Origin of the sequence: Zhongshania antarctica (assembly GCF_014202945.1) — a bacterium.
Lineage (GTDB): Bacteria > Pseudomonadota > Gammaproteobacteria > Pseudomonadales > Spongiibacteraceae > Spongiibacter > Spongiibacter antarcticus.
The window spans coordinates 562,390-575,651 of the sequence record NZ_JACHHW010000001.1 but is presented as its reverse complement, the minus strand read 5'-3'; the positions used below and the strand labels follow the sequence as shown (position 1 = coordinate 575,651).

Here is a 13,262-nt window from a genome sequence, read left to right as displayed (position 1 = left end):
TTTTTTGTAAATCCGGCTTACGCGGATAGTCTTCCCAGTTGCCGCAATATAACCGAGAGACTTAAATAGTTGGCTTGCTGGGTACTTTTGACCTCGGTAATCAAATTGCTTAAGTACGCGGTTTGGACACTGTTGTTGTTTAGCCAGTTATCGAGTTCGGTAGCGATATGAGCACTAATGTCTATGTCGTCGGCTACTTTTGCACAGAGCTCGCGGTGGCGTTGATATAGATCATCGCGTAGCGCATTGCGTGCTAGGGCATGCCAGCGGGATTCTGCAGTGAGTTTGTCGATATGTCGGCGAACCCAGGTGATTTGCAGTGACTCAGCCAGTCTGAAGTAGATTTCGCTTAATACTTTTGCAGGCGCGCCAGTGCGTTCCTTCAGCCACGTAATATCGGGGCTGGCAAACAGGGCTTTTAGCATAACTACCCGCTGTGCAACTCGCCGAGGAATACCGCTGTTACAGTACTCCGCAATCCGATGTTCAATGCGACGCAACTCATCTTTAGATAAGTAATGATGGATGTCGTCGGCGAGCAGCTTTATATCTTCGGCATAGCGGCTTATTAAAATTTGAATATTGTTTAATTGCTCTTTGTTGTTGATTAGCCACAGGGTGACGTGTTTTATCAGGCGGCGAATTTCAAGCATCATGCGCGTTTGTAATTCGTCGGGTACTTTATTGTCTAGTTTTTCAATGTCTGCCCACAGTGAGCGTATATCAAATAGATCGCGGGCGACGGTATACGCACGCGCAATATCTTCGAAGTTGTTGCCGAGCTCGTCATTTAGACGGTGTGCAAAGGCATTCCCCATACGGTTTACCAAGCTGTTGGTAATCACCGTGCAAATAATTTCCCTGCGCAAGCGGTGCTCGCCAATTTCATTGGGATAGGCTTCGCCCAATTGGCTTGGGAAATAGCGATATAACTCCTGGGCAAGATAGGGGTCTTCGGGAATCGTCGAATCCAGTAAGATTTTTTTAATATGTATTTTCGAATAAGATAATAGGCATGCTAGCTCGGGGCGGGTGAGGCCGAGTCCGGCCGTCCTGCGACTTTGAATGGTCTTTTCATCGGGTAGTGACTCGAGCTTTCGATCTAACCCGGCGTCCCGCTCCAAGATGCGGATCAGTTCAGCCTGTTCACCCAAGCGTTCAGGCGACTGTGAGGCGACCATGCTGATAGATTGTGTTTGCAGGTAGTTACTGCGCAGCACTTGCCGTTCTACGTCCTTGGTCATGCTTTTTAGGAGCTTATTTCTGTCAACAAAGCGCATTGTTTGTTTGGCGACGAGTTCGTTTAGCAGTATTTTTATATTTACTTCATTGTCGGACGAGTCGACACCGGCGGAATTGTCGATAAAGTCAGAGTTACAGCGGCCACCATTCAGCGCGTATTCAATACGCCCCGCTTGGGTTAAGCCTAAGTTACCTCCTTCACCGATGGCCTTGCAGCGTAATTGCGCGCCGTTTACGCGCAGATTGTCGTTGGCGCGATCGCCGGCTTGTTGATGAGTTTCGCCTTCTGCTTTTACATAGGTGCCAATGCCGCCGTTCCAGAGTAAATCCACTGGCGCTTGCAGAATATGATGAATCAGTTCATCAGGTGTGTAGGCGCGGTGCTCTAGCGCCAGTGCTTGGCAGGCTTGCGCGCTGGGGGTGATGCTTTTCAGTGCCCGGGAATAAATATCGCCACCTGCTGACAGCAGCGCTTTGTTATAATCGCTCCAGTTGGAACGAGGTAGCTTAAATAAACGTTTTCGCTCCTTCCAACTTTCTTCGGTATTGGGCGTCGGATCGAGAAAAATATGCAGATGATTGAAGGCCGCTAGCAAGGCTGTTTTCTTAGACAGAAGCATGCCATTGCCGAAGACGTCACCGGCCATATCACCGATGCCAATGGTGGTGAATTCTTCGCGTTGGATGTCTTTGTTCTGCTCGCGAAAATGGCGTTTGACCGCTTCCCAGCCGCCCTTGGCGGTAATGCCCATCTTTTTGTGGTCGTAACCATTAGATCCACCCGAGGCAAAGGCGTCGCCAATCCAAAAGCCACGGTCGTTGGACACACCGTTAGCAATATCCGAGAACGCCGCCGTACCTTTGTCAGCGGCAACTACTAGGTAGGGGTCGTCGTCGTCGTGGCAAACTGATAACCGCGGGTGAATAACACGGTCGCCCTGAAGATTATCGGTTAGGGATAGCATTGCCCGGATAAAATCTTTATAACACCGGATAACTTCAGCTTGAATAATTTCTCGAGATCCGTTCTCAGGTAAGCGTCGACACACAAATCCGCCCTTGGCGCCGACGGGAACGATAACGGCATTTTTCACCATTTGCGCCTTCACCAAACCAAGAACCTCAGTGCGGAAATCTTCGGGTCGGTCAGACCATCGCAGGCCGCCGCGTGCGACCTTATCGCCGCGCAGGTGCACCGCTTCAAAGTTGGGTGAGTGCACCCAAATTTCATACCGCGGCCGTGGTGCAGGCGCTTCTAATATATCCCGTGTCGAAAATTTAAATGCGTATATGGCGCTATTTTCCGCCTGCTCGTCCTCAGTTTGATAATAGTTGCTGCGCAGCGTCGCCATAATTAGGGTGCGTAAACTGCGGCACAGACGGTCAGTATCGAGACTTTGCACCGCCTCCAGTGCTATATCTAACTGCTCATTTAACTTGCTTTGGAGTGCGTCGCGTTCTGTTGCGTTTGGGTTAAAGCGGGCGTGAAATAAATCGATTAACAAGCGGCTGATCGCGCCGTTATCGACTAATAATTTGCTGAGATAATTTTGTTCGAAGTAGTTGCCAAGTTGTTTGAGGTAGCGGCAGTAGGCGCGTATTAGCGAGACTTCGCGCCAGTTGATATCAGCGCTGATAATTAAGCGATTGAAATCATCGTCGTCGCATAATTCCTTGTGAATGGCAATGAAGGCCTGCTCAAAATGGCTGGCGTCGTGCCAAAATAGGTGATTTACATCGACGGCAGTCTGGGCCCGAAAATCTTGCACCCAATATGTTTCATTGTTGTCTACGCTCACTGGGTACAAATCTTCCAGCATTAAGCGCAAACCGAGGTTGCTGAGCCGAGGCTGTATTTCGGAAAGCGCTAAGGGCTGATCCTTGAAGTAACAGCGTAATTCAACACGCTCGTCGGAATGGGACGTGTCGCGGTAAATCTTTACCGCTAAGTTGTTGTCGGAATTTTTTAGTTGCTCCAGCTGCTCTATATCCGCGGCGGCCTTCTTAATGTTGGTCTTTGCAATATAGGGAGCAGTAAATGCCTCAATGTAGCACTGAAATAGTTGCTGGGCCGTTTTACGCGGATAGCTGCTATAAAGTACCGATTTTAATTTCTCCTGCCAACTTTCAGTTACGCCGAAGATCAATTCCTCTAGGGCCGTGTTGTCTAAATTTTTAGTTTCATCAGTGCCAACTTGGACGATGAGATGTAAGCGGGCCATTCGGTTGTCAGTGAAATAAATGGAAAAGTCGCTACTATCGGCATTCAGCTTTGCTGCTATTAATATTTGTATTTTCTCACGCACTTGCTGGCTGTACTGCTCGCGAGGAATGTACACCAGAATAGAGTAATAACGGTGAAACGGGTCGGTGCGGCTGAATACGCGCACTCTATTTTGTTCTTCTATGGCGATAAGGCCCATGGCGATTTCAAATAGTTTTTTGGCAGTGCTTTGAAATAGCTCGTCTCTGGGGAAGGTTTCCAATATCTGTAGCATGACTTTGCCGTTGTGACTGCCAGGCGGAAAATGGGCAAAATTCATGGCGGCATGGATGCGGTCAGCAAGTAGGGGAATGTCCAGCGCTCGGCTGTTGTAGGCGGCTCGGGTCATCAACCCGTAAAACCGGTGTTCACCCACAAGCTCGCCCTTGGCGTTGTAATCTTTAATGGCGATATAGTCCATCGGCACAAAGCGTCGGATGGGCGCCAATTCGCTGGACTTGGTAATCGTTAGCACGCGTGGGCTGTGTAAATAATGCTCCAAAATCTGTTGACGCTGCTGGGGCGATTCGATGTGTTCCCACGGCGTAGATTCTAATTTTAAACCGAGCCGGGATGATTCAACCGCGTGCAAGCTGCTATTGCCGTCCTGTTGCCGAACCTGCATTTCAACATAGGCAAGAAAGGTGAGGTTGTTGTCGGTAAGCCAGCTGAGGAAATTACAAACTTGCCGACGCGCCCTTGCTTTCATCGGTGCGGGGCTTTGGGAATAGTATTGCTGCAGTGATTTCGCTTTTTCACGCATGGGCTGCCAGTGCGTAACAATGAGCGCGATGGTGCTTAACGCTTTGCGGATACGCTGTTTTAAACGGTTCGGCGATATTGCACTGGGACCACCTTCCAGCTCGTAGCGCACAAAGGATTCTGCGCGGTAGTCGGTGTGTTGCTGCTGCTTTCGGTCGAGCGCGACGATATCCAGGAGTTGACCGCGCTTGTCGCGGCTTACCCAGAAAATGGGGTGGTTAGATAAGAGTACCGTGTAACCGGCGTCGTAAATTAGGCTGGACAAGGTGTCAAAGATAAAGGGCTGGTCTTTGGCCACCATTTCAAATACCAGCACACCACTGTCGTTTGGCGGGCTAATTTGTATTTTGGGATTGTCGGCGCGTCTTGATTCGGCGAGGGACAGGTGCGACTGAACGATGTCGAGGAGTTCGGCGGCGCTGCGCTTGGTAATCGTCTCGCTTGCTGCAACGTCCCAGTAGCGAGCTGCCAGTGCACTTAGTGCGGCAGAGTCAGTGGTATTGCCAAACTGCTGCTGAATGAGGCGTGTTAGTTTGCCGAGTTTCGATTTCATATGTCAGGCTTGCCTAGTAATAATCGCATTATGACTAAATAGCGTGTTCATAGTCCTCTGAATAGTGATACGGACTTTAGTTCAGCTTAGTCAAGATACTCGCGATTTCAACCTTGTTGGCAGGGAGCAAGGTCCGAGATCGTTGATCAGCGCCTTATTTTTCTGAATCGGAAACAGGGGCATTAGATACGGCTAATAAGCGCAGTTGGCTGCGTTTCCTTTAGCGGGAGTGGGCGAGGTGTGCGGATGCAATTAAGGGGCTTATTTGCGAATTAGCGTAAGATTTTCAACGCCGGTAATGAGCATGCGCGATTGTTGTCGCTCGTGCTGTTGAGCTTGTCGCCCCAGGCTTGCCGATAATGTATTGGCAAGCCTGGGGTCTAGAGATTTATTGTATATCAATATTTGCATTTGCCGGCGGACTGGCTTTATTCAGTTCCGGCTGTAGCACTGGATGGATAATTTTCAACAATTGCGTGGCGAGGCCGCTGGTGAATTCAAAGCCGGTTGATTGGCTGCCGCCAACGTGGGCGAGTATTACACCAAAGAAGCGGTCGCCAATATAGAAGGTGAAAATCGCATTTCGATTTACCGCTTCACTGCCGATGAGGCGTCCGCCGGCGCCGTAGGATTTAATGCGATGGTCGCCGGTACCGGTTTTACCACCCACTTGAATCGGGGCGCCGCTGGCGTCGACAAAAATGCCTTTCAGGCGTCTTGCCGTCCCGTTCTCGACTACACCTGCGAGGGCGTTGCGCACAGTGGCGCTGACTTCGGGTGACAATACTCTTGTGCCGACAGCTGGGGTGAATTCAAACTTGGTTTCATACGGGGTGCCCTGGGCGAAATGCAAGCTATCGATCTGCCGAAAAGGGATTCTCATGCCGTCATTGATAATAATGCCCATCAATTCGGCCAGTGCGGTGGGGCGGTCTGCCGACGCACCAATGGCCGTCGCATAGGAGGGAACAAGGCTACTGAACGGAAAGCCCACACGCTGCCACTGCTGATGGATGGCGACAAAGGCATCGCGCTCTAAAAGTATGCGAATACTTCTATCTTGGGCGCGTTGTTTGCGCGATTTGGTTAGCCAAGTATAGGCGTCTTGGCGAAGTGGCGCGCTTTCCTGAACGATTTGCTCGTAATTGATATCGGTACTTTCGAGTAGATATTTAACCAACCACAATTCCAACGGGTGCATATGCGCCAAATAAGCTCGGTCATTACTATTAAAGCGTTCGGGATCGAACTGCCGATACAGTTTGGCGACGTCGACTTCAGCGATGGCTTCTGCTGTGAGACGTGAGCGCAGGAATGCCGTCAATGCCGCTTCGTCGGCATCTGGACGAACTGAGCGGAACGCCATCGTTAACCGGCCTGGGAAGGGCTTGGTGCGACTTGCTAGGCGCTCGATTATTTCCTGATGATTTAACTTACGGTATTTGCTGTAAAATTGATTGAGGTAAATCTTACCTTCGAGGTCAGCAAAGCGCCCCAAATAATCCTTGCGCCGAGGGTCTGTGCGATCGAGCAACAGTTCCCGAGAGCCGGGGATCTCCATGGAGTAGTAGCGAGTGACATCGCGCATCATGCGGATAAACACCAGGTTAACTGAGCGATTTAAGGCTTCTGCGACGGTCAGTACTCGGGAATTGTCCTGTTTATCGAAGTTGCTGAAGGTGTGCAGTCCACCGCCAGTGAAAAAGGACTCGGCTGGGCTGGCGGAATAGCTTCGCTGCATCGCGGCGTCGAGTAGCTGTTGCAAAGGAATATTCGCGTCGGCGATCAGTCGGTCTAGGGTCCACTGGCGCAGTGGGTCTTCAGCGACTTTGCGGGCAAAGGCGAGGTCTTTGGGCGGTAGCGCCCGGTATTTCACGTAAACCTTTTCAATGATGTCTAAGTAGGAGATTAGCGTGCGTAATTTCGCCGTTGAGCCGAGATCGAGTTTTGAGCCGGCATTCATGTCGAAAGGTAAGTCGAGGTTGTCGGTCTGTACTCGCAGCACATTGCCCGTGGGTGTGCGTTCGTATAACAGCACGCTGTAATTGAGCGCGCTAAGTTGCCCTTCACGCAGGAGCTTTTCACCGAGTAAGCCTGACTGTTTGGCGTAATCAAGATCGGTGGCTTGCTTTAGTAATTCGGCGATCTTTACTTGGGTGTCGCCGGCAATAGTTGATTGTACGGTGAGATCAAGGCGATCGAGGGTATACAAGCTGCGCACGCCCAGCAGAGTCATCAGCTCGTTGCGGACATTATTGACTGCTTTGCGTGAAATAAAGGATGGCGAGGCTTGGTTGCGCTCGCGCTCCACGAAATGCAGTTTCTGCGCTAGGGCGGCGTCGCGCAATTTCTCGCTGATAACGCCATTGCTGGTCAAAATACGCAGATAACTTGTGGTTAGGGCTTCCAGCTCTTCGCGGCCCTCAAGCAGGTAAAAGGACGGGCGCCGCTGTGATAACAACAAGCTTAAGGCGGCTTTAAACACCCGCGCCTTCTCCTCAATGCTAACCGAGTCACTTGAAGCGGTGAGTGCATAATTCGCGTAGGCGAAGTCAATCCCGTACCACTGTTTGAGGCCATCACCAACCCCGTGAATTTCACCATGACCGGCGCGGCCGGAAAGCGGGGTTGAATTTAGGTAGCTCAGGGCGATTGCCTTGCGCGCGTCGCGGCCGCTCAGCCCAGAGTGGTAGTGGCGTACACTGGCGGAGACAATTTGCTTCAGTTTGTCATTGTGGTCAGCGGTCATGCCATTAGGTGAGTAACGGTATTTTTCCATCTGCGTCGCAAGAGTGCTGCCCCCTGGGCCGCCCTCGCCGGGGTGGAGTACGCGCGCAAGTGCGGCTTGCGCGAGCCGATCCCATTCTACAACTGGGTTTTTGGTTGGGTGCTGATCTACCAGTAACTCGCGGTTTTCAATGAAGAGCAGCGGCTTTAACAGCAGGGGGGGGATATCGTTAAACGCGGCGTAAACATGCTCTGGTTCCCGCGAGGAAAACAGCGTGTTGCTATTGCCGATAATGCGTAACCCGGTTTGGGCTTTTTCGCGGTAGGGCGGATTACCTCCCCAGCTGCTGTATTGCATTAGGCGGTCTGAGAAATTTGCCTGCAGGCTAATATGATAGCCTTTTGCCTGCAGTCTCTCGCTAAACTCAGGTAGGCGGGTATAGCCATTTTGGATGTTGTAAGGGCCGTGGCTTGGGTGCCAAGTCGCCTCGGCGGGTCCTTCTTTTAAGTCAACGTTGAGGCTGGCGGCCAGCTTGGCAAAATAGCGCGATTGGAAATAGGATGTTTGATATTCAAAGATACCAACGCAAATCATGACCACCAAGGTGGCTAGGACGAGGTAGAAAAAAGACTTAGTTATACGCGTTCGGGTAGTCACAATATTAAAGCCAGCTTAGGTCAGGTTAATTTGTACTTAGTACGATAGCCCAGTTAAATCAGCGGGATTTATAGGGGGAATCGGGTGCGGAGCATAATGCAGCACCATGCTCTTCGATAGGGCTTTTACAGGTTTATTTTTAATGGTGATATTGGTCTAGCCCCCAGCGAGGTATTGTGTGGTATTTCGCTCTTATTTTCATCCATATCGAACTGCCGCAAAAATCATTAGATTACCGACTCCGCGTTATAAACCCGCGCGCAGGGGGCATGCTAAATTGCTGTGGTAGCGGCGGCATGCCCGGTAATTTCATTCACAAAGCGCGGAAATAAGGCGCTTGGTAGGTCGTGACCCATGCCGGGGATAAGTTCTAATCGCGCACCAAGAATCTTCTGAGCGGTATCAATTCCAGCTTGCACTGGCACCAATGCATCGTCTTCGCCATGTATCACTAATGTCGGTACTCGTATCGTCTTGAGTATGGCTGAGCGATCTCCGCTCGCGATAATTGCCGCCATTTGCCGTCCTAATCCCTGAGGGTAATAACTTCGGCGGTATGCGGACAACAGGCGCTCCTCTAAGGCAGCATCATCCACAGGGTAGGCGGGACTGCTGATCATCCGCCAGGTACGTTTTGCGTTCATTAGGTACGCCTGCTCGCCGGTTGCCGATTTGCGAGTGAGCTGTAATAGCACCTTGGCGGGGGGTTGTGGAAGCGACTGCGCACCGCTTGAAGACATAATCGATGTCAGGCTTTTGGTGCGGTCAGGGAATGAGGCGGCTACGAGCTGGGCAATCATGCCGCCCATAGAAGCGCCGACAATATGGGCTGACGCTATGTGTAAATAGTCCATTAGGCTAATTATGTCTTCAGCCATATCGTGTAACTGATACGGGACCTTGAGCCGCAAACCGAGACGACTCCGGAGAAATAATTTCCATGGGCGAGGGGCACGAGCGCCATCAAATTTTTGCGACAAGCCAATATCGCGATTATCAAAGCGTATTACTCGAAACCCCTTTGCGGCGATGGCGGCGCAAAATTCATCTGGCCAAGCGTGCATTTGCATTCCTAGTCCCATAATTAACATTACGACTGGGGCATCTGTGTTGCCAAACTCCTCGTAGGCGAGATGTAAGCGGGCGGTTTGAGCGAGTTTTTCGGTCATGTTTTGTTGATCCACGGAAGCAATGAATTGTTTTAACACATGAGCGTTGTGTTCGTTACGAGCTGGGTTGAGTATTGGTGAAATTGGAAATGTCAGTCCAAAAATGGATTTCTAGTCCAATATCCAAAGCCCGTCGCCGGTGTAGCGCTCCGTAACCAGTATCGACACCTGATCAAACAGTGGTGGCCCGGCAATGATCACGCTTGATGGCTGTGCAAAGATATTGGCTGCGGTTTCCTGAAGCAAGTTGCCCTCTAAGTCGATTTGGAACAGGCTACCGTTTTGCCAGTCGGTGACGATTAGAGTATCGCCGACGACGGTCAGGTCATCCATGATGCCGCGTGGTGCGATATTTTCAGGTGCCCCCGGCGTGCCATCGGCATTAATTACCACCTGTGTAACTTGTCCGCCAAAACCGGGACGATAGTGCGTGACGTAAAGGCTTGTGCCGGTATGGACTATGCCATTGGGAAAGTCTGGCAATGTGGCCAGCCAGGTGCTTTGCGACAGGACGCGGGTTGGATCCGTCGGGTCAATTACCAAGTGGACGATCTTGGGGTCTACTGCGACGGGGCCGTCGGTCACGTACAAGCCGCTGGCTGTTGCCACGATACCGTTGGGGAGTGTCATGCCTGTTAGGGCATAGCTAAATTCGGGGGTGGCGAGTGGGTCATCCAGTGACATGGTGTACAGACCGGAAAAATCGGTCGGCCCACCGCTGCCAGAACAGAGCGCATAGAGCGTGCCTTTATCCTCGGTTAGGCCGCTGCAGCCACTACCGTCGGGTAGAAGAGTGTCGGCGCGATAATCTTGGCCATCGCGATGAATCTCGTACAGGTTCGACTGGCCGCTGACGAACAGCCGACCATTTGAGGAGAACAGGCTATTTTCCAGCTGGGGTAGGTCCACCAACTGGCGTGGTGTGCCGCAGTCGAGGCAAATGTCCTGATCTGCGGCATTACCTGCCGCATAGGGGCCGCCGCTACTTTTACAGGCAGACAAAGCTACAGCGCTGATGGCGATAATAACGGGTAAAAAATAATTCATGGTGCAACCATTATGGGTAGGTCGATCGTGCCGCTGATCGAATATAGGTTAGTTAGCCAAGCGATATGACTCGTATTGTTGAAGGCGTCGTAGTCGCCGTATAAAAGTACCCCGACTTGGTCGCCAGCTTTTAATACCTCGCCGACGCCAATGAGTTGCTTGTCGGCATGGTCGCCGTTGCGCAAGGGTGCTACTTGATCGTCGATGAGACGTGGATTGCTGTCACCGGCTGACAGCACGCCGATGCCAACAAAGGCGACTACATTCGTCGTCGGTACGCTAGGCGTCACCGTGACATTCGCAACTGGAATGCCCGCAAGTATTAAATTGGTTTCGCTGATCGCTGTGGCCAGCGGTATAAATGTCGGTGCGTCGCCACCGTAGTTATTTTGCCCTGCGGTGATAGCGGTGGTGGCTAGGGTTACACGGTAGGTTTCCGTCGCAACAGGTATATGACCAAGCGCTGCACCGTTGTCGTCATCCAGTCCGATACAGATTGTCGGGATGTGCGCTGCCGCGCCAGTCTCGCCTTTGAGTTTTTCGGCGAACCACACGTGTTTTGCTTCTAGGGTATCTATGCTTCCGCAGCGTGTTGCGCCCAAGGGGGCCTGTACGTCTAGTGGCGGGCCGATATAGTGGCCGTGTTGATGGGTGATCAGGCGCACATCACCGCCCAATGCGCTGAGAAAACGGTAGTTTTCCATCGCGTTGTTTAGTGGGAAAAGTAAATCGCGCTGCCCTTGTGTTAGCAATGTGTCGACTGGGCGTACCCAAAAGGTATCTGCGGGATCATTGTGTCGCGCCTCATACGCGCCCATACCATGGGCGCCGAGAAACTGGAGTACGGCGGGGTCTAATTCCTCGGAAAATCGCACGGAGGGATCGAAGCCAGCTTGTTGGCACGCTTGGTTGAGCTCGTCGGAAAAAGTTCGGTCACCTGCGGCAATGGCAGAGAAACACAGCCCGAAATCCCATAACTTTTTAATTACGCCATTGGGTGCAAGGGAGTCGGGCAGGTCATACCAGGTGACGCTAGGCGTGATTGCGTCTAGGCGATCATCAAATGCGGCAAGCGCTAACTGGTAGCCACCGCCATAGCTGCCGCCAATGGCCCCCACTAAAGGGTTGCCGTCCAATGCTCTAGTCAGCGCGAGATTACTCTCGGCCCAGTCGAGAATAGCAATGGCATCGCGAATTTCATACTCGGGATCCATGACGCGAATGGCACCGGCCGAATCGTGGAAGCCACGCTCGTCAAAACTGATTACGGCATAGCCCTCCTGCCAGAAGCGCTGCACTTCCGCGTCAATGGCCACAGAATAAAAATTAGAACTGTCGAAGGGCGCTTGGGTGTCGGCTTCGGTGACGCGATCGCCTCCCCAGCCGTGGCTATGGAGAATCAGTGGGTAAGTTGTGCCGGCAGCATGCTCCGGAATAAATACTGTCGCCGCAATTGCCGTGGTGGAAGCGCCGCTCGCATTGTCGGCGACCGGCGATTCAATCACAACGTCGCGCGCCGAAGCCGCAATCATCACCGCCTTGTTTTCAGGCGGATTGGCATTGCGGATACTAGAGCTACTGGAGCCGCCGCATGCCGTCAGAGCCGCAACGAGCAGTATGGTGAGGGAGTTTCGCGGTACCATCTTTTTGATTACTGTATTTTTTTGCATACCGAATAGTATAGGCCGCTCTTTAAACACTCAAGTTGAGCTGCGTTACCTAGTTTATTTTGTCTGCGGAGCGTTCTAGCGGGTAAACACCAGATAAAGGCAGGTCGATATTGGCTGTCGTATACTGTCGCGGTATTGAGCTTATAGGTAGGAAAAAATGGATATCGAGCGCATAGACCTTAACTTGCTGGTGGTGTTTAGTACAATCTTTAGCGAGGGTGGTATCACACCTGCAGGTAAAAAATTGCATCTAAGTCAGTCGGCGGTGAGTCACTCTCTGTCGCGCCTTCGTGAAGCGTTTGACGATCCTTTATTTGTTCGCAGTGGCCAGGTCATGCAACCTACGCCTATTGCGCGCAATTTATACCAACGAGTACAGCCGCTGCTCAGCAATCTAAAGCAAACCTTGAACGATTTTTCCTCCTTTGATCCGGCCCTTTCTGAACGTAGTTTTACCATTGGCGTGCGTGAGCCGGTAGAGTCGGTGGTGCTGCCCGTTATTGTTACTAGCCTTTTAGAAATCGCCCCACAGATCCGCATTTCGACCGTGCGTTTAGACCGTGGCAACCTTGAAGCAGACCTTAAATCCGGTGTTTTTGATGTCGCGATTGACGTTTTACAACCGTTGTCGGGCAGTGTGCGTCATAGCAAGCTGCAGGACGATGACTTAGTTGTGGTTGCCCGAAAGGGCCACCCTGTTTTGGCCCAGAGTGCGAGCTTAGACTTGCAAAGATTTCTTAGTTTGGAGCATATTCAGGTAAGTGGGCGTCGTGCGGGCCGGGGTATTGAGGATATCGAGTTAAATCGGCTTGGCCATGAGCGAAATATCCGAGTTCGTTGCCAAAATATAAACGCGGCACTTTCGGTGGTTGCTACTTCTGATCTCGTTGTGTCGGCTGGCTATGCCTACGCGCATGAGGCCGTGCGCGATGCCAAATTAGTGGTCTTGCCATTCCCTATTGAAGTACCGTCATTGAGCCTCTTTCTATACTGGCATCAGAATGTAGACAGCGACCCGGCCAGCCTATGGTTTAGAGACTTCATTACCGAGGTCTTCCAGCGTAATATTAGCGAGCAGAACGGGCCTGATTAGGCAAACTATCGGCGCTTAGGTGTGTTGGCTGCTCGGCCATGCGCCAGATTCATGGTAGGCCATGAATAATTAGAATTT

6 protein-coding genes are annotated in these 13,262 nt (G+C 51.6%); 1 reads left to right on the top strand and 5 read right to left on the bottom strand.

Annotated features, from left to right (window positions below):
- Positions 1-17 precede the first annotated feature (17 nt).
- The 5 genes from HNQ57_RS02570 to HNQ57_RS02550 all read right to left on the bottom strand — a co-directional run bounded on the left by HNQ57_RS02570 (position 18) and on the right by HNQ57_RS02550 (position 12,064).
- Positions 18-4,820 (bottom strand): NAD-glutamate dehydrogenase, encoded by a 4,803-nt coding sequence (locus tag HNQ57_RS02570; protein WP_184461046.1) that lies wholly within the window; start codon positions 4,818-4,820, stop codon positions 18-20.
- A gap of 388 nt (positions 4,821-5,208) precedes the next feature.
- A complete protein-coding gene (locus tag HNQ57_RS02565) occupies positions 5,209-8,205 on the bottom strand; it encodes a transglycosylase domain-containing protein (RefSeq protein ID WP_184461045.1) in 2,997 nt (998 codons plus the stop codon).
- A gap of 272 nt (positions 8,206-8,477) precedes the next feature.
- Complete coding sequence (locus tag HNQ57_RS02560) at positions 8,478-9,374, bottom strand: alpha/beta fold hydrolase (protein WP_184461044.1); 897 nt, start codon at positions 9,372-9,374, stop codon at positions 8,478-8,480.
- Positions 9,375-9,485: 111 nt separating this feature from the next.
- A complete protein-coding gene (locus HNQ57_RS02555; protein ID WP_184461043.1) occupies positions 9,486-10,421 on the bottom strand; it encodes a hypothetical protein in 936 nt (311 codons plus the stop codon).
- Positions 10,418-12,064, bottom strand: a complete 1,647-nt coding sequence (locus HNQ57_RS02550) for a CocE/NonD family hydrolase (RefSeq protein ID WP_184461042.1) — start codon at positions 12,062-12,064, stop codon at positions 10,418-10,420. The genes HNQ57_RS02555 and HNQ57_RS02550 overlap by 4 nt, the downstream gene beginning before the upstream one ends.
- Before the next feature lie 184 nt (positions 12,065-12,248).
- Between HNQ57_RS02550 and HNQ57_RS02545 the strand changes: the two genes are divergently transcribed.
- On the top strand, positions 12,249-13,184 hold the full coding sequence (locus HNQ57_RS02545) for a LysR family transcriptional regulator (protein ID WP_184461041.1): 936 nt from the start codon (positions 12,249-12,251) through the stop codon (positions 13,182-13,184).
- The last annotated feature ends 78 nt before the right edge of the window (positions 13,185-13,262 follow it).

What these genes read in the sequence shown, in the direction of transcription:
- HNQ57_RS02570 (WP_184461046.1), bottom strand. Translation starts at nt 4,820, where the DNA reads ATGAAATCGAAACTCGGCAAACTAACACGCCTCATTCAGCAGCAGTTT.
- HNQ57_RS02560 (WP_184461044.1), bottom strand. Translation starts at nt 9,374, where the DNA reads ATGACCGAAAAACTCGCTCAAACCGCCCGCTTACATCTCGCCTACGAG.
- HNQ57_RS02545 (WP_184461041.1), top strand. Translation starts at nt 12,249, where the DNA reads ATGGATATCGAGCGCATAGACCTTAACTTGCTGGTGGTGTTTAGTACA.
- HNQ57_RS02550 (WP_184461042.1), bottom strand. Translation starts at nt 12,064, where the DNA reads ATGGTACCGCGAAACTCCCTCACCATACTGCTCGTTGCGGCTCTGACG.
- HNQ57_RS02555 (WP_184461043.1), bottom strand. Translation starts at nt 10,421, where the DNA reads ATGAATTATTTTTTACCCGTTATTATCGCCATCAGCGCTGTAGCTTTG.